The following is a 26361-nucleotide window of genomic DNA, read 5'->3' as shown; positions in this document are numbered from 1 at the left end:
AGGGTTACCAAGCTCAGTCAAACTCCGAATGCCACAGACTGATTAACCGGGAGTCAGACAGTGAGTGCTAAGATCCATTGTCAAAAGGGAAACAGCCCAGACCATCAGCTAAGGTCCCCAAGTGTGTGTTAAGTGGGAAAGGATGTGGAGTTGCACAGACAACCAGGATGTTGGCTTAGAAGCAGCCACCATTTAAAGAGTGCGTAATAGCTCACTGGTCGAGTGACTCTGCGCCGAAAATGTAACGGGGCTAAACACACCACCGAAGCTATGGCTTGATGCTTTGCATCAGGGGTAGGGGAGCGTTGTATGTAGGTTGAAGGTGTACCGTAAGGAGCGCTGGACAGCATACAAGTGAGAATGCCGGTATGAGTAACGAAAAGATCAGTGAGAATCTGATCCGCCGAAAGCCTAAGGGTTCCTGAGGAAGGTTCGTCCGCTCAGGGTAAGTCGGGACCTAAGGCGAGGCCGAAAGGCGTAGTCGAAGGACAACAGGTTGAAATTCCTGTACCACCGTAATCCGTTATGAGCGATGGGGTGACGCAGTAGGGTAGTGACGCGAGCTGATGGATGCTCGTCCAAGCAGTGAGGCTGGTGTGTAGGCAAATCCGCACACCGTAAGGCTGGGCTGTGATGGGGAGGGAAAATTATAGTACCGAAGGTCATGATCTCACACTGCCAAGAAAAGCCTCTAGTCAGGAGAAGGTGCCCGTACCGCAAACCGACACAGGTAGGCGAGAAGAGAATTCTAAGGCGCGCGGAAGAACTCTCGTTAAGGAACTCGGCAAAATGACCCCGTAACTTCGGGAGAAGGGGTGCCCCGGTAGAGTGAATAGCTCGAGGGGGCCGCAGTGAAAAGGCCCAAGCGACTGTTTAGCAAAAACACAGGTCTGTGCGAAGCCGCAAGGCGAAGTATACGGGCTGACGCCTGCCCGGTGCTGGAAGGTTAAGGGGAGTGGTTAGGGGTAACCCGAAGCTATGAACCGAAGCCCCAGTAAACGGCGGCCGTAACTATAACGGTCCTAAGGTAGCGAAATTCCTTGTCAGGTAAATTCTGACCCGCACGAATGGCGTAACGACTTGGGCGCTGTCTCAACGAGAGATCCGGTGAAATTTTAATACCTGTGAAGATGCAGGTTACCCGCGACAAGACGGAAAGACCCCATGGAGCTTTACTGCAGCTTGATATTGGACTTTGATACGATTTGTACAGGATAGGTGGGAGCCTAGGAAGCCGGAGCGCCAGCTTCGGTGGAGGCGCCGTTGGGATACCACCCTGATCGTATCGGAGTTCTAACCTGGTACCGTGATCCGGTACGGGGACAGTGTCAGGTGGGCAGTTTGACTGGGGCGGTCGCCTCCTAAAGAGTAACGGAGGCGCCCCAAGGTTCCCTCAGAATGGTTGGAAATCATTCGAAGAGTGCAAAGGCAAAAGGGAGCTTGACTGCGAGACTGACAAGTCGAGCAGGGACGAAAGTCGGGCTTAGTGATCCGGTGGTACCGCATGGAAGGGCCATCGCTCAACGGATAAAAGCTACCCTGGGGATAACAGGCTTATCTCCCCCAAGAGTCCACATCGACGGGGAGGTTTGGCACCTCGATGTCGGCTCATCGCATCCTGGGGCTGAAGTAGGTCCCAAGGGTTGGGCTGTTCGCCCATTAAAGCGGTACGCGAGCTGGGTTCAGAACGTCGTGAGACAGTTCGGTCCCTATCTGTCGTGGGCGCAGGAAATTTGAGAGGAGCTGTCCTTAGTACGAGAGGACCGGGATGGACGCACCGCTGGTGCACCAGTTGTTCCGCCAGGAGCATAGCTGGGTAGCTAAGTGCGGACGGGATAAGCGCTGAAAGCATCTAAGCGTGAAGCCCCCCTCAAGATGAGATTTCCCAATTAGTAAGACCCCTTGAAGACGACGAGGTTGATAGGCCTGAGGTGGAAGTGCAGCAATGTATGGAGCTGACAGGTACTAATCGGTCGAGGGCTTATCCAAACAACTCCAAAAAGTGGCGTCAGGCTGAACAAGCCGATCCGAGCACTTGAGGAGACTAACACGCAAATTCGTTTCGTATCCAGTTTTCAAGGATTAAACCTTGATAAGTTCATAATGTTCCCTGATAGCTCAGTTGGTAGAGCACTCGACTGTTAATCGAGTTGTCACAGGTTCGAGTCCTGTTCGGGGAGCCACTATATGGAGAGGTGTCCGAGTTGGCCGAAGGAGCACGATTGGAAATCGTGTAGGCGTCACAAGCGTCTCGAGGGTTCGAATCCCTCTCTCTCCGCCATAATCTTTCAGCTCTACTGCATGGCCCGTTGGTCAAGGGGTTAAGACACCTCCCTTTCACGGAGGTAACAGGGGTTCGAATCCCCTACGGGTCATTTTATTCCTTTGACAGCTACTTCATTGATTCACTTGATTTATAGTGGAGTTATCTGGTACAATAAAACTTGTCTTTTCCCATGGAGGCTTAGCTCAGCTGGGAGAGCATCTGCCTTACAAGCAGAGGGTCGGGGGTTCGATCCCCTCAGCCTCCACCATATAATATCTTATTACTGACGCGGGGTGGAGCAGCCCGGTAGCTCGTCGGGCTCATAACCCGAAGGCCGCAGGTTCAAATCCTGCCCCCGCAATTATCCTCGCAAGAGGATGGCATCATCCAAGTGTGGAGCCGTGGTGTAGAGGCCTAACATGCCTGCCTGTCACGCAGGAGACCGCGGGTTCGAATCCCGTCGGCTCCGCCATTTAACTTTATATGTAAGGCTCGGTAGCTCAGTCGGTAGAGCAGAGGACTGAAAATCCTCGTGTCGGCGGTTCGATTCCGTCCCGAGCCACCATTCAACTTTTCGTTGAAGAGCCGGTGTAGCTCAACTGGTAGAGCAACTGACTTGTAATCAGTAGGTTGGGGGTTCAAGTCCTCTCGCCGGCACCACGTGGAGGCTTAGCGAAGTGGCCAAACGCAGCAGACTGTAAATCTGTTCTCTGACGAGTTCGGTGGTTCGAATCCATCAGCCTCCACCAGTTTTATAGGGGCATAGTTTAAAGGTAGAACAAAGGTCTCCAAAACCTTTGGTGTGGGTTCAATTCCTGCTGCCCCTGCCACATTTTTTAGAAGTAGTGAATTTCATATTATGGCGGTCGTGGCGAAGGGGTTAACGCACCGGATTGTGGCTCCGGCATTCGTGGGTTCAAGTCCCATCGATCGCCCCATTTACTTTAACAATCAAATATAGTGGGGATTAGCCAAGCGGTAAGGCAACGGACTTTGACTCCGTCATGCATAGGTTCGAATCCTATATCCCCAGTATAAGCGGACGTGGCTCAGCGGTAGAGCATCGCCTTGCCAAGGCGAGGGTCGCGGGTTCGATTCCCGTCGTCCGCTCCATTTTTATATTTGGCGCCATAGCCAAGTGGTAAGGCACAGCTCTGCAAAAGCTTTATCCCCAGTTCGAGTCTGGGTGGCGCCTCCATTCATGTTTCGCGGGAGTGGCGGAATCGGCAGACGCACAGGACTTAAAATCCTGCGGTAGGTGACTACCGTACCAGTTCAAGTCTGGTCTTCCGCACTTTTGAACAATTTTATATATGCCGGTGTGGCGGAATTGGCAGACGCGCGCGACTCAAAATCGTGAGGGAAACCGTGGGGGTTCGAGTCCCTTCACCGGCATCACTATTACAATAAAAGGCCTCAAGGACGAACGTCCTTGAGGCTTTTTGTTTTTATTTATTAGGTCGATTCAATGAAGTTTGGTAAAAGCGTTGCGTTACTGGTTTTCCTGAAGATCCTCGTTAGTATCTAAAGAATGTGGCTTCACAGATAATCCGTTGGCCTCGCGGATAAGAGAGAAGTAATGATCGCCACGTACGACTTCAAACTCCGATCCAAGTGCTTCGCTCATCGTGGCAACATCTGACGGCGTCAAGCTCCACGCTAGCAAGCCCAGTGAGACGAACAAGGGGGATTGGCCATCCCAGTTGGCTTTGGCTTCCTCGAGGATGCGTAAACCGTCCTGAACGGTACTGATGCCCTGAATCGTTGATACCGGCAGAGAATCATTTACGATCTCCACCCCGTGGCGGTCCTCCCAGCTGAGGAACAGTCCAGGCGCTTTGTAATAACGCTCATAAGCTTCCGCATAAGCTGAGCCAAGCGGTACATTTTCCCCGTCGATTCGATTCAGTACATACGTGAGATTCATTCCACTCTTTTGCAAGTATTTATAAGATTTCTTGAGATAGTCCGCAAATGAGGCTTCTGGCCAAGCCTCAGGGTAGAAATAGCCGGCGCCGGACGGTCCGGCGATAATCAGATCGTTAGCAGTTGCCGTCTGCCGGAAATAATTAAGCATGGCCGGTGCGGCATCGTACAACAGCGGGCTGGACGTCCAGTTGATCGGCACCTGACCGCGGGCGGGGTCATCCCACAAAATCCGCATGCGATGCTGATTATATTGGAAGTTATCGCCTTCGCTGAAAGTGTACGTGACATAGATTTTGTTCTCTAATGGAGGCGCAGCGGGTGCTTTGGTCTTGACCTGCTTCGCTTGGGTACTGGAGAAAACGGTCAAGTTGCTAAACCAGTCGGCAGCCAAGACGTAGACGCCATGGTTGGAGGTGACTTCCACGGAGCTGAACTCACCTGCTACGTCGTTGCTGAACCATCCGAGGTAAGGCGTACCCGGCTCGACGTCAGCCATGATTTTCTCGAACAAAGCTCTTTGCTCCGGATCATTCACTTCCAGCCAGAACACCATGGCTTTGTTGGCGACCGCATAATCGCGGAGATAACCGTACGGTTCTTTCTGCTCGGAGGAAGGGGGTTGAATGCTGCCGGCAGAAACTTTGTACTGGTTCCACATGTTGACGGAGGCCGTTAGCTCCTGGGTGCCTGCAGGCGGAACAAAGCGATAAACGAAGTATCGTCCGTTATCGGCGAAACGATGTCCGCCATCTCCGGCTGAAACCTGGGAGTCCTGCCGATCGTAAAGGAACGGCTCCTCCTCCGGTGTTCCCGGAACAAACTGGGCGATCGTTTGTCCGTCGGCCTGGATCACGATTTCATGCACGGCAGAACCCCAGCCGTCCTGCGTAAATGCATCGTCAAAACGCAAATAGACGGCATCCCCGCCCATAAACGGAGTCAGGTCCAGATCGTAGGTGTCTTTGTTACTGGCATCGCGAATCTGTTCGGTTTCCTCCGCAATCACCTCAAATGATTCAGGGAGTCCCGGAGGGAGTTTTACGGAGACGTTTGGACTGAGACCGACAAGCATGCGGTGCGTCGTTTGTTTCCACAGATGCTCGTATTGCCAGGTATAGGCGTCCATGCGGTCCTGGAACCGGCCGCGCAGATCGTCAAGTACCTTCAGGCGATAGGGAGAGACCTTGAGTTGTTGAGCTAATTCAGGGCTCGCGACAACGGCGTTTTTGAGTCCGGCTAAGGTCGTCGCGACGTTAATCGAGTCCGGAACCTCCGGATCGTAGATGATGATGCCTTTCACTTCATTTTTGTATTTCTTCACGAGATCCAATGCTTCATCGTTCAGCTGATATGGAACCTTGAGATCGTTCAGCCAGGTTAACTTGCCCTCTTCTTCGTTTTCCAGCAAGTAGATGCGGGGTTCGGAACGGTTGATGACACCTTGCAGTGTTGCCAGCAAGATCTTGATATCGCCAGGGGATTTTACCACATCGACTACATCAAGCCGTTTCACCTTCCCGAAGCTTGGAAGCGCTTGCGATTTAGGCCAGCTAATCGTGTTCTTGGATGCAGTCTCCGTTGAGGATTGAGCCGTTGCTGAGGTGGTGCCAAGGGTTAGGGACATTGTGCAGAATAAAACGAAACAAGTCATCGTTATTTTGCGAAACAAATGCGTTCACCTCGTATCCTCATATTTAGGGCCATCGTTCGTTCAGGTTCCTCTTGAAAGCCGGATCCTCGAATTCCCTCCTTTATCGGCCGATTGTGCAAAAGTTAACGATAGCACCTGTATAATATGTTTAATATATCCAATAGTGATTGTCAAGCAAGAGTACGACATTTAATGGATTGACGAAATGCTATAAATGATATAATGTGAATATATGGAGAGTAAGAAGATAGGAGAAGTCTTATGCAAAACGAACGTAAACCGTTATATATGCAGATTCAACAGCACTTCAAAGATATGATCTTGCAGGGCATGCTGCGAGAGAACGATAAGATCCCATCGGAGAAGGAATTGATGGAGCAGTTTGACGTCAGCCGGATTACGGTAGCCAATGCGCTGATGCAGTTGGCGAAGGACGGTTGGATCTACCGGATCCCCGGCAGGGGCAGTTTCGTGAGCGAAGGGATCAGCGAGCTGCTCCAACGCCACCAAGGTTCGGCGGCACCGGACGGCGGGCCTTGGACGGTACTTGATGGAAACTTTGGGGCGTTGACGCATAACGTTACCTCATTTGGCGGTGCTTTAACCGATGCTCAACAGGGAGGAAGCGAAGCTGGGATCCAGGCTCCGGGTCGAAAGACGATCGGGCTGGTCATGCCGATGCTGGTCGACTATTTTGCCATTCGGCTGCTACAGGGGATTAATAACATCATTGCCGACAGTCCCTACAGCCTGCAGATTGTGTTGACGTACAATTCCATCGATCGAGAGAAGGAAGCGATCAACGACTTGATTCGTAAAGGGGCGGCCGGGCTCATTATTTTCCCTTGCGACGCGGAGACGTACAACGAGGAAATCTTGTCCCTCAAGATGCGGGGCTACCCATTCGTTTTGATTGATCGTTATTTGCCTGGCGTGGCCACGAATTTGTCGCGCAGCGACGGGTTAATCGGTGGACAGCTTGCTATCGATTATTTGTGGGGCTTAGGGCATCGGGATATCGCCATCTGCTCCGATTCGCCACTGCCCACGATCACGGTGGAGGAGCGGATTAACGGGTATATGGAGGCGCTCAAACAGAAGGAAGCGATGATTAATCCGGCGCTGATCCTAACCGATTTCGATGTGGATTATCGCGAGATCGACAAGAAACACCCGTTGTACCGGTTCATCAAGAACCAGATAGCCACCGCCTATATTACGCTAAACGGGCGGCTTGGCCTGCACATCTACTCGATTTGCAAGGAACTGGGACTCAAGGTGCCGGAAGACGTCTCGATCCTCACGTTTGACGATCCCTCGCCGGGGCTGCATGAATGGGGGTACTTCTCACATATCTCACAATCCGAGATTGAAATGGGGGAGGCGGCAGCCCGTATTCTACTGGACATTTTCCAGAAGCCTGATGCCAAGGATTCGGGATACACGAAAGTGATCCTAGAGCCGAAATTAATCGAAAGCCAATCGACCGGACCGCTCCGGAAACGGACAACGTAAAAAAGGAACGATTGACAGGACATCTGCTTGCTAACAAGTAGGTGTCTTTATTTGCGAAAAATTAGCGATAAATGATATATCTAATATCTTGACATAAATGACATAGTGAAATATAGTTAATAATACAAATAGATAAACAACTAACAACCGATGCTTAATCAGTGCACTTCACAGTAAGGAGGGTTGCTTGGACGATGGAAAATGCGGGATTACGGGAGCGGAAAATACCGCTGCAGCGCAGGTTAGGGAGACATAAGGATGCTTTGATTGCCGCCGTTATCCTAGTGCCGATGTTCTTGGTATGGCTTGTGGTTTCGGGTTTCCCCACTTTATTCGGGTTCGTATTAGGTTTCTTTGAATGGGTGGGGTTGGCGGATACGCCTAATTTTATCTGGTTCGATAACTTTGTCAGCTTCTTCAATAATCCGGTGTATACGGATGCCTTGTGGAGATCGATTTGGTTGGGCGGACTGGTGACAGTCATTACGCTTGGAGCAGGGTTCTTTGCCGCACTGCTGATGAATATGCCGTTGTTCGGCAAGGGATTTTACCGTTCGATCTGGTATATCCCCGCCATCACAGCAACAGTTGCGACCACGCAGGTCTTCAACATTTTTCTGGATTCAAACAATGGGGTCATTAACAACATTTTAAAAGCCATGGGCAAGGAACCCATCGTCTGGCAGTACTCTGTCGGATGGGGCATTTTCTGGATCGTGGTTTACTCCGTCTGGAAAGGGGTAGGCGGGGCGGCATTAATCTGGCTGGCCGGTTTGCAATCTGTGGATTTGTCCTTATACGAGGCGGCGGAAATCGACGGTGCGGGACGATGGAATAAGCTGCGGTACGTAACGCTGCCAGGGCTTAAGCCGATCGCGACGTATATCATCATTACGAACTTGATCGGGGCGATCCAGATTTACGAGCAGGTGCTGTTTATCACCAACGGCGGGCCTTATGGGCAAACCGAAGTGCTGGTGTTCCGTATCTACCGGGACGGCTTCTGGGATTTCAATTTAGGAATGGCAGGCGCTTCTTCACTCATTATGGCATTCATCGTCATCGTCGTGACCGTGCTGTACTACAATTGGTCTACAAAATCCGACAAACGGACGACCATTCCGCTGAAGCCTATCAAACCGGGGAGAAAGGAGGAACATCCGCATGCCCAGTCAGCCAAACGCCAAGGTTAGCAGACAGTTCAAGCCCGTTTATTTGCTGGGCCATCTCATCCTGCTTGGCGTCGGGATCATCCTGCTATATCCGCTCATCTTTATGGTGCTTGCCGGCTTTTTTACCAAGACGGAATTCTCCTCGACCGTGTTAGGCATTTTCCCGATTCCGAAAGCACCGACGCTGGAGAACTTTAAAGCGCTGATCGCCGGATCCACAGACGCGGCCGTAGCCACCTATATGAAAAACTCGCTTATTCGTACGGTATACAATACGTTTTGGGCGATTTTGACCTCGTTCCTGGCCGGATACGTATTCGCACGACTTCGGTTCAAGGGACGGGACGCGATCTTTCTGATCTTGCTGGCCACGCAAATGATTCCCGGTACACTGGCCATCATTCCGACCTACCTTGAATTTGCTCGGTTTCCGTTCGCCGGAGGGAACGATGTATTCACCGGGGGGACCGGGATTCTGAACTCTTGGTGGGTTTACTTCATCGGCGGACCCAGCATCAACATCATGGGAACGTTTCTGGTGAAGCAGTCGCTGGAAAAGGTGCCGCTGGAAATTGACGAAGCCGCTATCGTAGATGGGGCCGGGACGTTCCGGTTGATCTTCCAGATCCTGTTCCCGCTGCAGCTGCCGATCATGGCGTTTATCGCGATCACAACGGCGCTCGGAACGTGGAATGACTTTATTACCCCGTTCTTCTATACGACCAGCGATGGTTTGCAAACGCTTCCGGCAGCGATCACGCGGATATCCTCCGTTGGAGCTAGTCCGGGTGCGGTGATCAACTACCCGATGATCATTACTTTAAGCTTGGGCATTACGGTTCCGGCACTGCTGATCTTTGCCTTCTTCCAGAAGTACATCGTGCAGGGCTTAGCTAACACCGGGATCAAAGGTTAGGATGAGGAAATTCAGAATGGAATGGAGAAGGTCATTACGGTCCTTTATGGATCGGAAGGATACACACCAAGTTGATAACTTGATTTTTCTTTAAGCGCTCATGATGAAAAAAATTAGGAGGGGTTCACGCATGTTGTTGAAAAAAATGCACGTCACGCTTCTTTCACTGCTGCTTATCGCCTTGTTAGCTGCTTGCGGATCGGGGGGAGGCAACGCTGCGGGTGACAATCCGCCCGCGAACGATCCGGGAACCAACCAGAATCAGCCGTCCGGCAATGACGGGTCTTCTTCTGCAAAAGGCACAACCATTACCGTGTTGAACGAGGGGGCCGTAGGGATTGGCGTTGGGGTCCTTGGTGATCTGCTGGAGAAGAAGAAACAACAGACCATTGCTGACGAGACGCTGAACCCGCGGATCACGGAGGAGGATTACAATTATACTCCAGGTCAGCCGGTGCAAAAAGCAGGTGTATTCCCGTACTATTACCAATCGATCATGAACGAGAAATTGCAAAGTAAAAACATTACCGTAAAAACCGAGGACTGGGGTTGGGGCGAGCCGCTGATCCAGAAGCAAACGGCTGGATTCCTGGCCAAAAACATGCCCGATATCATCGTTGGGGAAACGCAAATGCCTGGGTTTGCCCAGCAGGGTTTGCTCGAACCCTTCCCGGACGATATGGCGCAGGAAATCCGTGATAATGTCGCGCCGGCCGCCTGGAAGCCGATGGAGTATGACGGGAAGATTTACGGTTTCGCTTCACAGCCTGGCGTAAGCAGCTTGTTCTGGAACAAGAAGCTGGTGAAGGAAGCGGGTCTTGATCCTGATAAAGCGCCGGCGACTTGGGATGAACTGCTAGCTAACGTACAGAAGGTAACCGAAGCGGGCAAAGGGAAGTTCTACGGCGGTGGGGTCTACGCTGGGCCCAATGCCGGCGGGTACTTGCGGTATGGTACACTACTAGTGATCAATGGCGGAGGATTCGCCGATGATCAAGGTCAGCCTGTGTTCAACTCTGACGCCAACGTGGAAACGGTGCAATTCTTGAAGGAGCTCAACGCAAATCATCCTGCCGGATTGATGGCGAACACAAATGAAGGGACGTATTTCGACGCCTTCAAAAAAGGACAAATCGCTTATCTGATCGACGGACCTTGGCGGGCAATCGAAAGCTCGCAAATCGGAATCGAGTACGGAATGTCGCAAATTCCGCTGTCCTCGGACGGCAAAGCCGGAAATATTACGATCGGCGCAGCGTTCCATGCCGTACCTAAGGATGCGAAGAACAAGGAAGCCGCGTTTGAGTATATTCGCACGATGTACAGCGAGGAAATTCAGCAACTGATCGCCGATACCGGCGTGCGCTCTCCTGTATTGAAGTCAATTGCCGAGACCGATGCGTACAAATCCGCGTATCCGGAAATGTATCAGCATTATCTGGCCATGTCCGGCAATGTGCAGGGGCTGCCGACGTTTGCCAAAGAAGATTCGAAGATCTGGCAGATCTTCGGCGAAGCCGTCACCAAAGCGTTGATGACCAAAGGGGATGTCCAAACCATCATGGACGAGGCGCAGAAGAAGGCTGAGGCTATTACGAAGTAAATTACATTGAAAGAGTGATGCAGCATGCCTTATGAATCAAATCACATCATGACCCAAAAGGCGAAGCAAAGGCTTGCCAAATTACAAGAGTACGTCTATCGCCCGATCGCCGGGCTTGAGGTTGAAGCTTGGGTGACGAAAGAGCCGGTTCCTTTTGCCGAGCGGATGAGCGGCCGACACGTCCGGCTTCAACCCGGAGATAAATGGGGAGAGTTGTGGGATTGCGCCTGGTTTCATTTTCAGGGTACCGTTCCGAAAACGGCCGCAGGCCAAAAAATCGTTCTATTGATCGACATTAACGGCGAGCTATGCCTCGTGGACGAAGCCGGAACCCCGCGCCAAGGCTTAACCAACGTGAGTTCCGAGTTCGACTACAGCCTGGGGCGGCCTGGCAAACGGGTGGTGGACGTAAGTGCCGCCGCCCGGGGCGAGGAGGCCATTGACCTCTGGGGAGATGGCGGCTGCAATGACCTGTTCGGCCATTATCGCAGCGGGACGCTGAAGGAAGCAGTAATTGCCGTTTGCCATGAGGAAGCCCGACAATTGGCTTACGATCTGGAGGTACTGATCGAGCTGGTCGAGCAACTGCCGGATTCTAGCGCAAGGAAAGCCCAAGTGCTGCAGTCCGTCTACGAGGCGGCACATCTTCTGGCGGAGATCAATGAGAAGACGGTGCATTCGGCGAAGGAACGAGTGGCCCACGAACTGGTGAAAAAAGGCGGCGATTCCGTGCTGACGGTCAGCGCCATCGGCCATGCGCATATCGATTTGGCTTGGCTCTGGCCGATCCGCGAGACGATTCGCAAAGGGGCACGGACCTTCTCGACCGTGCTGCGCAACATGGAGAAGTATCCGAGTTATGTGTTTGGCGCAAGCCAGCCGCAGCTGTACCAATGGATGAAAGAGTATTATCCGCAACTTTACGCGGAAGTGAAGGAGCGAATCCGCGAGGGCCGCTGGGAGGCGCAAGGCGCGATGTGGGTCGAGCCGGATGCGAACATTTCCGGCGGCGAGGCGCTGGTGCGTCAGATCCTGTACGGCAAACGGTTCTTCCGGGAGGAGTTCGGGAAGGACATGAAGGTGTTATGGCTGCCGGACGTCTTCGGTTATACCGGCAGTTTGCCGCAGCTGCTCAAGAAATCTGGCGTCGACTACATGATGACGCAGAAGCTCTCGTGGAGCACCTACAACACCCATCCGCATCACAGCTTCTTCTGGGAAGGCATCGACGGGACGAAGGTGCTGACGCATCTCCCGCCAGAGGATACTTACAATAGCCCGGCCGCTCCGCGGTCGCTGGCCAAAATTGAGCAATCTTACTTAGACCGGAACGTCTCGGAACACGCCTTGATGTTGTTTGGAATCGGCGACGGTGGCGGCGGACCTGGGGAGGAGCATCTGGAGCGGCTTGAACGCGAGCATAACTTACTGGGACTTCCACCGGTCGTCCAAGAGCCCTCGCTTGCATTTTTTGAGCGATTGGAGCAGGAAGCTTCCCGTTTCCAAACTTACCGGGGCGAACTGTATCTCGAGAAGCATCAGGGGACTTTGACGACGCAGGCGCGCAACAAGTGGTATAACCGCAAACTGGAAAAGGCGCTGCGCGAGCTGGAATTCGCCGCTTCGCTGCAGCTCGTGCTCGGCGAAAGCCCGGCGGCGTACCCGGCCGCTCGGCTGGAGGAGATTTGGAAGGAAATGCTGTTATACCAATTCCATGATATCTTGCCGGGTTCGTCGATCACGCGCGTGTACGACGAGTCGCTAGAGCGCTACGCCAAATTGCTGGGCGAAGTCCGGGCGATGACCGCGGAAGCCTATGGGCGCGCGGCTAGCCGATCCGGCGTTGCTGCCGGCGAGACCGTCCTGTTCAATTCCTTGCCGTGGGAGCGGCGGGAGTGGATAGAGATCGGCGGCAGCTGGCAGTATGTACAAGTGCCGGCGATGGGCTGGCGTGAGTTGAAGCAGGCTGCTACGGAAGCGCCGGCAACGGGGCTGATTGCCGAGGAGCTCCGTCTGGAGAACGAGCGCCTTGAGGTTCGGTTCGCCGAGAACGGCAGCATCGTGTCGTTATACGACAAAGCTGCCGGGCGGGAATCGGTTCAGCCGGGTACGGAAGCAAACCTCTTTACGGTCTACCATGACGATGGCGATGCCTGGGACTTCCCGCGCGACTACCGCGAGACCATCGCCGGGACGATGACGCTGGAAAGCCGTCGTGCTTACGTCTCTGGGCCGCAAGCGATCATTGAACAGGTATACCGCTTTGGAGAATCAACGTTAAAACAAACGATCCGCCTGCTTCAAGGCGATGATCTGCTGCGATTTGACACGGAGGCGGATTGGCAAGAACACGGGAAAATGCTGCGGGTTGCTTTTCCAGTGGCGGTGGTTAGCGATCAGGTAAACTGTGAAATCCAGTTTGGGGTCTTGAAACGGCCAACGACGCGGAACAACGCGATCGAGTTTGCCCGCGACGAAATCTGTGCCCATCACTATCTGGATCTGTCGCAGCCGGATTACGGCGTAGCGCTGCTGAACGACAGCAAATACGGGCATCGCGCGGAAGGCGGCGTCTTGGACCTGAACCTGCTGCGCAGTCCAGGCTACCCGGACCCGCAAGCCGATCGGGCGGAGCACCGATTCACGTACGCTTTGTATCCACATGCGGGCGATTTCATCCAAGCAGGCGTATATCGCAAAGGGTATGAGTTGAATATTCCGCTCACTCCGGCGGAAGCGATCCCGGTGACGGTGGATGGCAGCCGGGCTGCTGATATCCATGCATCGCGGCCGATGCCGCTCATTTCGATCGATCATCCGAACGTGATGGTGGAAGCCGTCAAGAAAGCCGAGGACAGCGATCATTTCATCTTCCGGTTGTACGAAACGGCGGGAGCCGGGGCAAATGGTGGGCTGAGCTTCGGGATGACTTGCCGAACCATTGAAGAGACGAACCTGCTCGAGGAGCCCATTTCGCTATTGGCAGAAGATACAAATCAAATTCGCTTACCGTTTACACCGTTTGAGATTAAGACGATTCGCGTTCAGTTGGCGTAACCATAGAGTAGGGGCTTCTAACGAACTTCTAAGTTGCGAAGGAGGGGCATGGCGTGACGGGAAGAGCACGGGCAGAGGAACGGACCGGGTTCCAGGAAGGCAGCAGTTATGGTGCTTCGTATGACCTGCAGGCGGATTTCGTGATGGTGTATGGCATAGGGGAAACGATGCCCCAGCGTATCCGAGAGTGGGCGGCGCGGGGGTATCGGGTACATCTGATGACCGGGGTGTCCTGGGGAGGTTACCAAGACTACCTGAACGGCAAGACGGACGGTCGCCCCCATTGGGATGAAGCCCAGAAATATCAGGACGGCGAGATGATTATCCACGGAACTTCGGTAGATATTCCTTACATGGTGCCAACGATCAGCTATGCCGACTTTCTCGTGGAAAGGATTCGACCGGCTGTTGACGCCGGTGTGGAAGCCATCCATTTGGAGGAGCCGGAATTTTGGGTGGAAGGCGGTTACTCCGAGGCGTTCCAACGCGAATGGCAAAATTATTACAACGAACCATGGCAAGCGCCCCATTCCTCGGAGGATGCACAATATCGTGCCTCCAAGCTGAAGGCTTATCTGTACACGCGATGCCTGGATCGCATCTGCTCAGCGCTAAAAGAGTATTCGTTGGTCCGGTATAACCGGCCACTGCGTTTTTTTGTGCCGACGCACAGCTTGATCAACTACACCCAGTGGCGGATCGTCAGCCCGGAATCGCGGCTGCTCGACGTGCCGACGATCGACGGCTACATCGCTCAGATTTGGACGGGGACGTCGCGGACGGCCAACGTTTACGAAGGAAAGCGCGCGGAGCGGACGTTCGAGACGGCGTTCCTGGAATACGGAATTATGCAGGAGTTGGTGCGCGGGACGCATCGTCGCATGTGGTTCCTGCATGATCCGATTGAGGACGATCCGACGAGAACTTGGGCGGATTACCGTGAGAACTACGTTAAGACATTGATCGCTTCGCTATTGCATCCGGCCGTTTCCCGCTATGAGGTGGCACCTTGGCCTCGGCGGATATTTAAGGGAAGTTATCCGTCCGCCGATGGTAACGGCAAAGAGGGGATTCCGGCCGAATACGCGACGATCCTGCTGAACGTGATGCATACGCTGGGGAACATGGAACAGGAGGAGGTTCGGGTGTTTGGTAATGCCGCCGTCACTGGCGTGCTCCTGGCCGACTCGGCTATGTTCCAGCGGAAACGGATCGGAACGGAATCGTCTGGTTTCATGATGAAATACGACGGGACCAACGAAGTGAAGTTAACGGAAGAATCCGCGGTGGAGTTGCTCAATTTCTCGGCGTTTTACGGGCTGACGTTGCCGCTTGTCAAACATGGGCTGCCGGTCCGACCGGTGCAGCTCGATAACGTTCGGCGGTTTCCCGGATATTTGGACGACTACCGCGTGCTGGTATTAAGCTATGAGTTTATGAAGCCGGAATCTCCGGATTTGCATGGGGTATTGGCCCAATGGGTGCGGGAAGGCGGCGCACTCCTTTACGTCGGGGATGATAGCGATCCGTATCATGGAGTCCGAGAATGGTGGAATCAGGGAAGGCGACATTACGTTTCGCCCCGGGCCCACTTATTCGAATCGCTTGGGTTACCATGTGAGGCCGAGGCAAATGTGGAGGGGATCACATGGGTTGGCGCTGGACTGGTCAGCTATTTGTCGATGCGGCCGGACCGGATCGCGGAAAGTGAAGAAGCGGCTATGCGGTTCCGTACTGCGGTAAGGGAAGCGATGGAGGCGTTGGGCAGCATGCAGGGAATGGCAGATACGGCTCACTCCACGCAGCACGAAGTCTCTGGCGGCTCTTCGGGAGAGCCGTCTTTGCCGGACGCGCTCAGCTGGGAACCGGCGAACTTTTTCCATCTCCGCCGCGGTCCTTACGTCATTGCCTCCGTTATGAACGAATCGATTAGCGAAACGCCGCTTGAACTTGAAGGTCTCTTCGTCGACCTTCTTGAGGCCGATTTGCCCGTCAAAGAACGGGCCACGGTCGAGCCGGGCCGCCAAGCCTTACTTTATGATTTGGCGTACACCGGGCCGGGTAGCCTTAGTTCCGGATCCGGCGTGATCGCTGCCTCCTCCCGGATCGAAGATTTCCGCGAGGATGAGCGCGGCATGACGTTTACGGCCAAGGGACCTCGCCCGCTGCAAGCCGTGGCGCGGATCCGTTGCGATTCAAGTCCTGTGGCCGTTTCTGCAGAGGAGCTTGATCTTGGACAGGGTGATGGTCTTGCAACAGCGTCTACCGTATCGCCGCAATTCGAATGGGATGCGAAGTCGCGTACATTGCTCATCCATTACGAGCATGGGGACGAAGGAACTCGCATCACGGTGAAGAAATAGGAAACGAAGGAACAACGACAGAATCTCGATATCCGCATGGGAGGCAGATAACCAATGAATACGAAATTGCGTCCACCGGCAGTACCTTTGGTAACCATCGATCCTTATTTCAGTGTTTGGTCGATGGCGGATCGTCTGACAGACGATTTCACTCGCCACTGGACCGGGCGCCGTCAGGCGTTTACCGGCTTGATTCATATCGACGGCGTGGCTTGGCGGTTTGCCGGGCGCGTCGAGTCCAATCCGGAGCGGTATTATACGGAGCCGGAGGCGATGAACCAAACCGGTCTTGAAGTCACGCCGCTCTCCACCCGCTACCAGTTTGAAGCGGGAGGGGTCGGGCTGGACGTGACCTTTACCAGTCCGCTGCTGCCGGACGATCTGGAGCTGTTGTCGCGGCCGGCTTCCTATGTTTCTTTCCGCGTACGTTCTCTTGATGGGTCGCCTCATCAGGTGCGTCTGTACGTTGACGTAACCGGGGAATGGTGCGTTAACGAAACCGATCAGGCGATCACTTGGCAGCAAGAGGAGCAAGGTGGTCTAACCGTATTGCAGGTCAGCCATTCCGAGCAGAAGGCGCTCCATGTTTCGGGCGATGACCAGCGCATCGATTGGGGGACTTTCATGCTGGCCGTCAAACAAGCTCCGGATGTTCGGACCTATCTGGACAAGGCGCAGATCCGGAAGCAGTTCGACCGGGATGGCGAAATTCGGTCCAATGAAGGCGCGGCACCGCTCGCTCAACCTCAGCCGGTTCGGGATGCCGAGTTAGTTATGGCCTCCGTGTGGGAGATCGGCGAGGTGGCCGGAACGGACGAGAAGTCCCAATTGATTGTTCTCGCCTACGACGATGTGTATGCGATCGAGTATTTTGGCCAGCCGCTGGAGGCTTATTGGAAAAAGGATGGAAAGACAATCACGAACCTATTGGATGAAGCGTTCCGAGATTACCCGGATCTGATGGCACGTTGCGATACGTTTGATGTCAAGCTGCGCGAGGGTGCGATCCGTTCCGGTGGGGAGAAATACGCCGATATCCTGTCCCTAGCCTACCGGCAGGCGATTGCGGCGCATAAACTGGTCCTTGATCCTGAGGGGCAAGTGTTGTTCATGTCGAAGGAATGCTTCAGCAACGGCTGTATTGCGACGGTGGATGTGAGCTATCCGTCGATCCCGCTGTTCTTGCTGTACCAGCCCGAGCTGGTTCGCGGCATGATGCGGCCGATCTTCAAATACGCTGCCAGCGACGCCTGGACGTTCGACTTTGCGCCGCATGACGTTGGCCAATACCCGCTTGCTAACGGCCAGGTGTATGGGGAGAATGCGCTGGAGGCGCAAATGCCGGTCGAGGAATGTGGCAACATGCTTGTCATGGCTGCTGCAGTCACGTTGGCAGATGGGAACACGGACTTCGTGCTGGAGCATCGTGAGTTGCTCGCTCAGTGGGCCGACTATTTGGCGGAGCATGGGCTTGATCCGGAGAATCAGCTGTGCACTGACGATTTCGCCGGACATTTGGCGCGCAACGCCAACCTGTCGGCCAAAGCGGTGATGGGTGTAGCCAGCTACGGCTTGTTGTGCGGGCTGCTAGGCGAAGAAGAAACGGCAGAACGTTACCGCCGGGCGGCCTCGGACATGGCCCGCAAATGGGAAGGGCTTGCTGCCGATCCGAGCGCCGACAGCCATACGATGCTGGCCTTCGGCCAGCCGGGGACCTGGAGTCTGAAATATAACCTCGTTTGGGACGGCATCTTCGGGACCGACTTGTTCGGGGAAGACATGATCCGTCGCGAGGTTGCCTGGTATGTAGAGAAGCAGGAACGGTATGGAACACCGTTGGACAATCGGGCGGCCTATACGAAAGCCGATTGGTTGGTATGGGCCGGAACTTTGGCGGAAGGTCGCGAGGATTTTGAACGGATCGTATCGCCGCTCTGGACTTTCCTGAATGAGACGCGGGACCGCGTCCCGTTTACGGATTGGTACGATACCAAGACGTCGGCGCAAATCGGCTTCCAGCACCGGACCGTGGTTGGCGGATTGTACATCAAGCTGCTTAAGGATCGCGGGTTGGGGCCGAGCCGGGCCTAACACGGCAAGTGCAGTATAGTATCATCAAATCGTTCCATCCTGGGTTGCCCAGGCTAGGCAGACATCGGATTCTATTCGATTTTTCGAATAGAAATTGTCGTTACTCCCGTGAAAAGAGGATTCTATTCGATATTTCATATAGAATCGCTCTCTTAGGCCTGCTTGGTGGGAAATCTGTACGAAATTTCATACACATTCCTCAGAAATCGTCGGTATCGGCGATTTCTGTTCGTTTTTTCGCATACATCGGATATGATATCCTGAGAGTACATCTTCAAAAGGAGTGTTCATACTATGGAGCAAATCATTCCGGAAATTAAGTTAAATGACGGTTTAAAGCTGCCAGTGGTCGGTTTAGGCACCTACACGCTTCGCGGCAGCGAAGGCGTGCAGTCGATCGTAAATGCGATCCGGTCCGGCTACCGCTTGCTGGATTCCGCTTATAACTATGAGAACGAAGGAACCGTCGGCGAAGCCGTAAGGCGCTCTGCGGTACCGAGAGAAGAGCTTATCATCGCGTCCAAGCTCCCCGGCCGCTACCATACGTACGATAAAGCGGTGAAGGCAATTCAAGAATCGTTGTACCGCGCTCAATTGGATTACTACGATTTGTATTTGATCCACTGGCCCAATCCGATTCAAGGCCACTATGTGGAAGCATGGCAAGCTTTGATCGATGCGAAAAAGTGGGGGCTGATCCGCTCCATCGGAGTCAGCAATTTCCTGCCCGACCACCTGGACCGCCTGGTGGAGGAAACCGGCGTGACGCCAAGCGTAAACCAAATTGAGCTGCATCCGTTCTTTAATCAGGCCGAGCAACGCAAGTACCACGAAGAGCACGGGATCATCACGGAATCGTGGAGCCCGCTGGCTCATGGCAACGAGGTGTTGAATCACGAGTTGCTCCGGCAAATCGCCGAACGCCACGGGAAGTCGGTATCCCAAATTATTCTGCGTTGGCATTATCAGTTGGGGGCCGTATCCATTCCGAAATCGGCTTCCGCCGCTCGTCAACTGGAGAACCTCTTCCTCTTCGACTTCGCGCTGGATGAAGGAGAAATGGACCGGATCTCCGGCTTAACCCGTCCGGATGGACGGCTAAGAAATCAAGACCCGGCGGTATATGAGGAGTTTTAATATCGGTATCGCGGTCTTACCTCGGCGCAGCATCGCGCGGGAGACTTTGACCGGTGAGCTTCGACAGCTTGAACTTCCCGGATACTTGAACCGACGACGGATTTGTCTGGTTTATCGGGAGGAGAAGACCTTGTCCGCCGCCGCTCGAAAATTCAATCAATATATGTCGAGTCAAGTTTTCGGTTAGCGCCCGTGAAATAAATGTATCCGTAAACAAAGCGAGCCGCAGAGAGATAACCTCTGCGGCTCGCTTTTCTAATCCTTCGGATCAAACGTGATTTCACTTTCACGGTCACATTGATGGACGACGGAGATGAATCGAGATCTCTCCAGCCGGTGGCATTGGCACTCCAATATGCCAATCCCGTTCTCGTTCCCGGTCCCTGTCGGCTCCTGCCGGTAAACGGCCACGCGATTTAGGTACCGCAGCAGCTCCTCCTGGATGGCGGCGCAATGCCGACTCTTGATATGCACGGTTTGGGCCAAGCGCGTACCTTGTACCGGAAGCTTGATTGCTTCAAAGGCAGACAGGTAGGCGATGATTGAATAAAGGGCTTGAAGGAAGCCGAAGTGAAAGCCGGCCCCAATTAAGATCAGGCAGTTCAGCAAAAGCAAGATCCGTTCCGGGGACAACCTTCCATAGCGGAACTGGTTTACGGCTTTCTCGGCGATGTCCAAAGCCCCTCCAAAACGTAAGGATAAACCGAGCCCAAGTCCCAGAGCCACCCCGCCAATTAGCGCCGCCAGCAGCGGTTCGGCAATCAAGGAGGGGTAGGGATGGAGCACGAGGGTCCCGAGTGAGAATACCAATACTCCCATCACTGTGAAGATCCCGTAGGACCAATGGATGTTGTTGCGATGGAACAGAAGCAACGGCAGATTTAGCAAAAACAAGAATAATCCGAGCCGCAACTCCGTCTTTAATGCCAGTAATGCGGATAAACCTGTCATCCCTCCAACGACGATGCCGTGGGGCATCAGGAACAGCTCTAAGCCGACGGAGGCAAGCATTGCCCCGGCAATGACGCCAACGGCACGGGGATACGCCGGAAATACATGCTTCATGCCACCGCGAATCTTCCCGGAGGAATGTACTCTCATCTGGTGTCTCAAACCGACCCCTCCTTACGGGATGAAACCATCTTCAAGGGTAGGCGGTTCATAAACCTGGTAACCGGATCAGGCCGTTATTGCGGCGAAGTTTCCTCTTGAAGCTGTTGTTGCTGCTCCTTCCGCTTCACATGCCGCGCTTCGAAATGGAACACTTTATCCAGCAGCTTAAAGACATGTTTGCTCTCCTTCGCGAGCAGCGGGCCCAGGATCGCCAGGACCAGCACGTACAATGCGGCAAACGGCTGCAAAATGGACGCCAGCCCGCCGGCTTTCCCCAGATTAACTAATATGATGGAAAATTCCCCGCGGCCCATGATCGTGAGGCCGATATTCATCGATGACTTCGGAGACAATCCGGCTTTTCGCCCGGCGATCATTCCGGCGGTAATGTTGCCGATCAAGGTAATGGCTACGGCAGCTAGTGAATACCAGACGGCACCGCCAAGCTCCGTCGGGTCGATCGATAAACCGAAGCTGAAGAAGAAAATCGCTCCGAAGAAATCGCGGAATGGGATCACGAATTTCTCGATTTGCTTTACATGCTCCGTCTCCGCGAGCACGAGGCCAAGCAGCAAGGCACCGATCGCTTCGGCAACGTGCAGCGTTTCGGAGAATCCGGCAATCAGGAAGAGAACCGCGAACACGACTAAGATAAACAACTCATTCGAACGGATATTTAGTGCGCGGTTGAGCAAGGGAACAATTTTTCTGCCGACAAGCAACAGAACAAGCATATAGCCAAAAGAAATGGCGGTCGATAACAGGATGCCGCCAATGGTTGACGAACCGCTTAAGATTAAACCCGACAGGACGGAAATGTAGAGAGCGAGGACAACATCCTCGAACATAGTAATACCTAGGACCATCTCCGTTTCGGGGTTGGCGGTCCGTTTCAAATCGACGAGTACTTTAGCCACGATGGCACTGGAGGAGAAGGTGGTGATACCGGCAATCAGGAGGACCTCCGCGAATTGGAAGCCGGCTACCCAGCCGAAAATGATGCCCAAGGCAAAATTAATGGAGATATATATGCTTCCGCCAAGCACGATCGATTTGCCGGATTTGATGAGCCGGCTGACGGAGAACTCGAGACCTAAATAAAAGAGCAGGAACAAGACGCCGATCCGACCGAGGAACTCGATGAGCTCCGCGCTTTCAATGAAGCGGAAATCCAAATGTCCGAGTTCCATCGCGTGCGGACCAACGGCCATCCCGATGAGAATGTAGAACGGGATGACGGATAAACGAAGTTTAGCGGAGAGCAGTCCGGCCGCCGCAATCAGGGCGATGGCCAGACCGATCTCAAGCACGAGATGATCCAATTCAACCACTTCCATTCAATAGGATCTGTCTAATTTGTTGTTGGTGGAGCCGTTCGCCTAACACGACGACCATCGCGTCGGCCGTTAGCATGAGATCGGGTCCAGGATTGATGTGTTTTTTGTGATTTTTCTCAATAACGGCGATGATGGTCGCTCCGGAACGTTGACGGATCTTGAGCTCGCCAATCGTATGACCGATGGCCTTGTAATTAGGCTCTAATTTATACCATTCAATGATCAGATCGCCTAAAGCAACTTCAATGTTCTCCAAAGCCGTAGGCTTGTAAGTCACGCCGCCGACGATGGCCGAGACGTATCTCGCTTCATCGTCGTCCAAGGTTACCATGGAGACGCTGTCGTCCGGATCGTCGTGATCGAAATGATATAGCTCGCGTCTGCCGTCATCATGAATAATAATCGTCAGTTTGTCGCCGCTGCGAGCCTGGATCACGAATTTTTTTCCGATTCCCGGCAGATCTGTTTCTTTGAGATTCATTTGAGTCAAGCCTCCAGTTTTTAGAGTCATCATTCCCATTTTGGGTATTGCAAAATAAGCCTCATGCGTTTTTCGTTTTTTGAAAACGTGAAAGCAAGGCAGAAGGCTAGTTTCAAAACATGTCAACTTGGGTTAAGCCACGAACATACTCGTAAATTTGATGGGCATAAGCAGGAGCCGCTTTAACAGCAGGCAATATAAAGGGCGGAAACGCACCCCTGGCGCCAGCAGCAAAAAGCTGATCAGGGCCGGGACGGTATCCAGTTGATGCGGGGTTCTGTCGATAAACAGTTTACCTTTGGACATTGCATTGTTGAGGCGCAGCGGTACTTTGTGGTGGACAGTGTGATAGTCCGTTTCTAACGTTTCTTCCCCGCTGGCTTCCGCCTGAAGTGGGGTTGAAAGGAAGGAAGGCAGGGAAAAAGCCATAAACAACGACAAAATCACAGCAACCAACCAGCGAAGACTTGAGTTTTGCGTGTTCATGCTTAATCCCTCCCCTTGGACATCGAATTACTTATCTTAAGGATAGCATACCGTCATCTTCCTTTTCAAAGGAAATACCGGATAAGGATATACGCGCTCGAGAGCGCGATCGATAGGAGCATTAGCGGGAAGCCGTATTTAAGGAAGCGCATAAACGTAATCGGCTCCCCTTCCTTAGCGGACATGCCTGCGGCAATCAAATTGGCACTGGCTCCAATCAGCGATCCATTGCCACCGAGACAAGCGCCAAGCGCTAGACTCCACCAAAGCGGCTCCAGGTTGCTGATTCCCATGGCCCCCATATCCTGGATCATCGGGATCATCGTTGCGACGAACGGGATATTATCAAGGAAAGAAGAGGCAATCGCGCTTAGCCAAAGAATGAGCATGGAAGACGTTAATGGGTCGCCTCCGGTCAGGTCGATGGCCCACTCGGCCAACCGCTTAATGGTCCCGGTTTCGATCAATCCGCCGACCAAGACGAACAATCCGATAAAGAAGAAGATAGTTGGCCATTCGACGTTGCGAAACGCTCTTTCCATCACATGCTCTCCGGTGAGCAATAGCAACAGGAAAGCCCCAGCCAACGCTACAGTGGCCGATTCCAGATGGAATGTCTGGTGTAGGAAGAAGCCAAGCAATGTCAGGCCTAAGATGACCAAGCATTTCGTGAGAAGGCCCCGATCCGTGATCAAGCCATTCAGGCTGATGTTCATGATCTTCTTCTGGTTTTCCGGCGTTGATTGAATACTTTTGCGGAACATGATGACAAGAAGCGGTAAGGTGGCCGCCAGAATCACGATGACGATAGGCGCCAGGTTTTGCAGGAAAGCGACAAAGGTCAGTTCCTTTACGGCGCTGCCGATCATGATATTCGGCGGATCCCCGATCAAGGTCGCTGTACCCCCGATATTCGATGCGACAACCAGTGAGAAAATATAAGGAAAGGCCTTGACCTTAAGCTGGCGGGTAATGCTGAAGGCGACCGGCACCATCAGAATGATCGTCGTCACATTATCTAGAAATGCAGACCCGATTGCCGTAATTAACGCTAGCAGCCAGAGGATCGTGACGGGATTGCCCTTGGCCTTCCGGGCCGTCCATATTCCGATATACTTGAATAGTCCCGTTTCTGCTGTGGTATTTACGATAATCATCATCCCGATCAAGAGACCCAGCGTATTAAAATCGATGTGATGAATCGCCGATTCCTGGTCGATGATGCCGAAGACGATCATAAGAACGGCACCGACCATGGCCAGCATCGTTCGATGGATTTTCTCCGAAATGATCAGCCCGTACGTGAATAGAAAGATAATGATAGCCCAGATTGCTTGTTGCTCCATAATAATTCTCCTCTCCAAGGTGCCTTCACCCTAGGTATCTTTAGGTTGCCATGTAGGGGCAGAATTATGCCATTCCGGGTCAAAAAAAGGCAAAAAGAGCCCGCTACATGGCAGGCTCCTCCGATAACTCTCATTTTCTATTGTTTGGTCTAACTCACATCATTATAGACTGATTTTATTTAAAAGTAAAGGATTTGCGGGGGGAACGGCCTCCTAGCCTGTAAACCCTTGGGCTGAGCACATCCTCGACTTAGGTCTAGGTTGAAAAACCGTCCGTAGTCCGTTTTGGAAAACCTATATTCCACCTAGAATAAAGACATAAGGTTGATCAAATGAGAGGCGGTGATAAATCGATGAAAACAAATCGACCGAATGTATTCGCTATTGTACTAATTGCCCTGGGCGCTCTGATTCTGCTCGGCAAGTTGACTCCCTTCCTGGGCAGCCTGTTTGGCCTGGTGATCGCGATCGTGATGATCGGTCTCGGCTATTACGGGATTCGCCGGGGGAACGCCTTCTTCGGATGGCTGGTGCTGATTTTCGGGGTCATTTCCCTGATCTCCAAGCTGGCCTGGCTGATCGTTCCGCTCTTGGGTATCGGATTAATCGTATACGGTATCTCTTCCCTTAGAGGAAGACGGAGCTACTGATTTAAATAGCATACACGCAAAATAACTTGAAATGAGGACCGAAAGGTTAGGAGGGAAGGGTGTCATGAGTGTATTTCGTCGGGTACGAGATATTACGGTAGCTACTTTGAATGAAAAGTTGGAGCAATCCCAAGACCCGGTCAGATTGATCGACCAGTTCCTGATCGAGACGCGGCAGGAAATCGCCGAAGCCGAGAAGCTGCATTACCAATACAGCGGTCATGCTAAGCAAATGAAGCAGCAGGTAGATCAAGCCAAGGTCATGCGCGACAAACGCGAGGAACAAGCGCTGCTCGCTTTGAAAGCAGGCGAGGAGCACTTGGCTAAGCTAGCCTTGCAGGAGAAGATGCTGTATGAGGAAAAGGTGGAGCAATACACCGAATTGTACTCGCAAAGCTTGGAATCGCTGCAGGAATTGGAAGCTCAGCTGAATGAATTGAAGACCGAATATCAGGTCGTCTATAGCAAACGTCAATATTATTACGCAAGAATGGAGACGCTTCGTTTACAGCAGCGGATGAACCAGCGGATGAGCGGTTACGGCGTACAGGATGTGCCGAAGATGTTCCATCGCTTGGAGGATCGGGTGTCCGATATGGAATGGGAAGCCCGCAGCCTGCGTGAATTGCGGAGAGCGGGTACGGATTTCGTAAACCAAGCCGGTTCCGCCATTCAATCGACTCTGGAACAGGAGCTCTCCCGCTTGAAGCAGAAGCTGAATAACAAGGGAGAGGAGTAAGATCGATGGGAAGACCTTTGTATCGTTCCCGAAGGGATCGCTGGATCAGCGGTTTAATCGGCGGGTTGGGCGAATATTTCGGCATTAACGTCGGCGTGCTCCGGCTGATCGCCTTTCTAAGCATATTCTTCACCGGCGGGACAACGATTTTCATCTACTTTATCGCCACCTTGGTCATCTCCAAGGAGCCGTATCCGCCTCACGATCCGTACTATAACGGCGGATGGCCGGGCGGAGGCCCGCAGCCGGGTTACGGCCCCAAACGCCGGGACTTCTACGAGGATCCCCGTTTCGGTGCCCGCCCGCCGTTCGGAAATCCCAACGGAAATACTTACGGAACCCAGCCGCCGCAATACGGCGCGGGCGCTCAGGGAACCGGCTTCCATGCCGCCCCGGGAGCTTCTAATCTGGATTCCATGATGGAAGATATCGAGAAGAAAGCGATGAAAAAAGAACTGGATGAGCTGCGTAAGAAGCTCTCCGACTACGAGAAGGGAGAAGTGTAAAAC

General features: G+C 53.2%; 18 protein-coding genes, 16 tRNA genes and 1 rRNA gene (1 of these 35 running past the window's edge). 29 read left to right on the top strand and 6 right to left on the bottom strand.

Translation table 11 applies throughout. The annotated features are described in order from the left end of the window. From MKZ15_RS19385 to MKZ15_RS19305, 17 genes are all read left to right on the top strand, one after another. A 23S ribosomal RNA gene (locus MKZ15_RS19385) occupies window positions 1-1989 on the top strand (it extends 938 nt beyond the left edge of the window). A gap of 118 nt (window positions 1990-2107) precedes the next feature. Next, window positions 2108-2183, top strand: a tRNA-Asn gene (locus MKZ15_RS19380). A 6-nt stretch (window positions 2184-2189) separates the two neighbouring features. Next, window positions 2190-2281, top strand: a tRNA-Ser gene (locus MKZ15_RS19375). Window positions 2282-2303: 22 nt separating this feature from the next. Then, window positions 2304-2375: transfer RNA gene (locus MKZ15_RS19370), tRNA-Glu, on the top strand. Window positions 2376-2458: 83 nt separating this feature from the next. After that, window positions 2459-2534, top strand: a tRNA-Val gene (locus MKZ15_RS19365). Between the two features lie 19 nt (window positions 2535-2553). Further along, window positions 2554-2627, top strand: a tRNA-Met gene (locus MKZ15_RS19360). A 34-nt stretch (window positions 2628-2661) separates the two neighbouring features. After that, window positions 2662-2738 (top strand) — tRNA-Asp (locus tag MKZ15_RS19355). Between the two features lie 17 nt (window positions 2739-2755). Continuing rightward, a tRNA-Phe gene (locus MKZ15_RS19350) sits at window positions 2756-2831 on the top strand. Between the two features lie 19 nt (window positions 2832-2850). Then, window positions 2851-2926, top strand: a tRNA-Thr gene (locus tag MKZ15_RS19345). Between the two features lie 3 nt (window positions 2927-2929). After that, a tRNA-Tyr gene (locus MKZ15_RS19340) sits at window positions 2930-3015 on the top strand. Between the two features lie 7 nt (window positions 3016-3022). Further along, window positions 3023-3096, top strand: a tRNA-Trp gene (locus tag MKZ15_RS19335). A gap of 32 nt (window positions 3097-3128) precedes the next feature. Next, a tRNA-His gene (locus MKZ15_RS19330) sits at window positions 3129-3204 on the top strand. A gap of 23 nt (window positions 3205-3227) precedes the next feature. Beyond that, window positions 3228-3299 (top strand) — tRNA-Gln (locus tag MKZ15_RS19325). Window positions 3300-3304: 5 nt separating this feature from the next. Next, window positions 3305-3379: transfer RNA gene (locus MKZ15_RS19320), tRNA-Gly, on the top strand. An 11-nt stretch (window positions 3380-3390) separates the two neighbouring features. Next, window positions 3391-3464, top strand: a tRNA-Cys gene (locus MKZ15_RS19315). A gap of 10 nt (window positions 3465-3474) precedes the next feature. Continuing rightward, a tRNA-Leu gene (locus MKZ15_RS19310) sits at window positions 3475-3560 on the top strand. 21 nt (window positions 3561-3581) lie between these two features. After that, window positions 3582-3661 (top strand) — tRNA-Leu (locus tag MKZ15_RS19305). Between the two features lie 97 nt (window positions 3662-3758). Here MKZ15_RS19305 and MKZ15_RS19300 read toward each other — a convergent pair. Beyond that, window positions 3759-5708 carry a GxGYxYP domain-containing protein gene (locus MKZ15_RS19300; protein WP_339817435.1) on the bottom strand — a complete coding sequence of 650 codons (1950 nt, stop codon included), beginning with the start codon at window positions 5706-5708 and terminating at the stop codon, window positions 3759-3761. Between the two features lie 399 nt (window positions 5709-6107). Here MKZ15_RS19300 and MKZ15_RS19295 point away from each other — a divergent pair, with 399 nt between their 5' ends. The 9 genes from MKZ15_RS19295 to MKZ15_RS19255 all read left to right on the top strand — a co-directional run bounded on the left by MKZ15_RS19295 (window position 6108) and on the right by MKZ15_RS19255 (window position 19887). After that, window positions 6108-7361, top strand: a complete 1254-nt coding sequence (locus MKZ15_RS19295) for a GntR family transcriptional regulator (protein ID WP_339817433.1) — start codon at window positions 6108-6110, stop codon at window positions 7359-7361. 194 nt (window positions 7362-7555) lie between these two features. Further along, a complete protein-coding gene (locus tag MKZ15_RS19290; protein WP_213623235.1) occupies window positions 7556-8554 on the top strand; it encodes a sugar ABC transporter permease in 999 nt (332 codons plus the stop codon). After that, window positions 8526-9449, top strand: a complete 924-nt coding sequence (locus MKZ15_RS19285) for a carbohydrate ABC transporter permease (RefSeq protein ID WP_213623236.1) — start codon at window positions 8526-8528, stop codon at window positions 9447-9449. The genes MKZ15_RS19290 and MKZ15_RS19285 overlap by 29 nt, the downstream gene beginning before the upstream one ends. A gap of 130 nt (window positions 9450-9579) precedes the next feature. Continuing rightward, entirely contained in the window at window positions 9580-11052 is a 1473-nt protein-coding gene (locus MKZ15_RS19280) for an extracellular solute-binding protein (RefSeq protein ID WP_155606108.1), read from the top strand. Window positions 11053-11076: 24 nt separating this feature from the next. Then, a complete protein-coding gene (locus tag MKZ15_RS19275) occupies window positions 11077-14109 on the top strand; it encodes a glycoside hydrolase family 38 C-terminal domain-containing protein (RefSeq protein ID WP_339817428.1) in 3033 nt (1010 codons plus the stop codon). Between the two features lie 53 nt (window positions 14110-14162). Continuing rightward, a complete protein-coding gene (locus MKZ15_RS19270) occupies window positions 14163-16472 on the top strand; it encodes a hypothetical protein (protein ID WP_339817426.1) in 2310 nt (769 codons plus the stop codon). A gap of 54 nt (window positions 16473-16526) precedes the next feature. Next, the gene (locus MKZ15_RS19265; RefSeq protein WP_339817424.1) at window positions 16527-18563 is read left to right on the top strand and encodes a DUF4965 domain-containing protein; all 2037 of its coding nucleotides are present in this window, start codon (window positions 16527-16529) and stop codon (window positions 18561-18563) included. Between the two features lie 294 nt (window positions 18564-18857). Then, window positions 18858-19700: an aldo/keto reductase gene (locus MKZ15_RS19260; RefSeq protein ID WP_339817422.1), complete on the top strand. Its 843-nt coding sequence runs from the start codon at window positions 18858-18860 to the stop codon at window positions 19698-19700. Further along, complete coding sequence (locus tag MKZ15_RS19255) at window positions 19687-19887, top strand: LysR substrate-binding domain-containing protein (protein ID WP_193417330.1); 201 nt, start codon at window positions 19687-19689, stop codon at window positions 19885-19887. The genes MKZ15_RS19260 and MKZ15_RS19255 overlap by 14 nt, the downstream gene beginning before the upstream one ends. Window positions 19888-19955: 68 nt before the next feature. On the opposite strand, the gene MKZ15_RS19250 is transcribed toward MKZ15_RS19255, so the two are convergent. The 5 genes from MKZ15_RS19250 to MKZ15_RS19230 form a co-directional block, all read right to left on the bottom strand. Beyond that, the gene (locus MKZ15_RS19250; protein WP_339817420.1) at window positions 19956-20813 is read right to left on the bottom strand and encodes a YitT family protein; all 858 of its coding nucleotides are present in this window, start codon (window positions 20811-20813) and stop codon (window positions 19956-19958) included. Between the two features lie 74 nt (window positions 20814-20887). Continuing rightward, complete coding sequence (locus tag MKZ15_RS19245; RefSeq protein ID WP_193417332.1) at window positions 20888-22135, bottom strand: cation:proton antiporter; 1248 nt, start codon at window positions 22133-22135, stop codon at window positions 20888-20890. A gap of 1 nt (window position 22136) precedes the next feature. Beyond that, window positions 22137-22631, bottom strand: coding sequence for a cation:proton antiporter regulatory subunit (locus MKZ15_RS19240; protein WP_155606119.1), 495 nt, complete (start codon window positions 22629-22631; stop codon window positions 22137-22139). A gap of 132 nt (window positions 22632-22763) precedes the next feature. Next, window positions 22764-23117: a hypothetical protein gene (locus tag MKZ15_RS19235; protein ID WP_193417333.1), complete on the bottom strand. Its 354-nt coding sequence runs from the start codon at window positions 23115-23117 to the stop codon at window positions 22764-22766. 65 nt (window positions 23118-23182) lie between these two features. After that, window positions 23183-24463 carry an ArsB/NhaD family transporter gene (locus tag MKZ15_RS19230; RefSeq protein ID WP_339817417.1) on the bottom strand — a complete coding sequence of 427 codons (1281 nt, stop codon included), beginning with the start codon at window positions 24461-24463 and terminating at the stop codon, window positions 23183-23185. A gap of 353 nt (window positions 24464-24816) precedes the next feature. Here MKZ15_RS19230 and MKZ15_RS19225 point away from each other — a divergent pair, with 353 nt between their 5' ends. The 3 genes from MKZ15_RS19225 (at window position 24817) to MKZ15_RS19215 (ending at window position 26358) form a co-directional block, all read left to right on the top strand. Continuing rightward, the gene (locus tag MKZ15_RS19225) at window positions 24817-25113 is read left to right on the top strand and encodes a hypothetical protein (protein ID WP_059041158.1); all 297 of its coding nucleotides are present in this window, start codon (window positions 24817-24819) and stop codon (window positions 25111-25113) included. A gap of 64 nt (window positions 25114-25177) precedes the next feature. Further along, window positions 25178-25852 (top strand): PspA/IM30 family protein, encoded by a 675-nt coding sequence (locus MKZ15_RS19220; protein ID WP_155606122.1) that lies wholly within the window; start codon window positions 25178-25180, stop codon window positions 25850-25852. 5 nt (window positions 25853-25857) lie between these two features. Beyond that, window positions 25858-26358 (top strand): PspC domain-containing protein, encoded by a 501-nt coding sequence (locus MKZ15_RS19215; protein WP_155606123.1) that lies wholly within the window; start codon window positions 25858-25860, stop codon window positions 26356-26358. Window positions 26359-26361 lie beyond the last annotated feature (3 nt).

The sequence above is a fragment of the Paenibacillus sp. FSL R7-0216 genome, from assembly GCF_037969915.1.
Classification (GTDB): domain Bacteria; phylum Bacillota; class Bacilli; order Paenibacillales; family Paenibacillaceae; genus Fontibacillus; species Fontibacillus rhizolycopersici.
The sequence above is the reverse complement of the archived record's forward strand: the minus strand, read 5'-3'. Positions and strand labels throughout refer to the sequence as shown.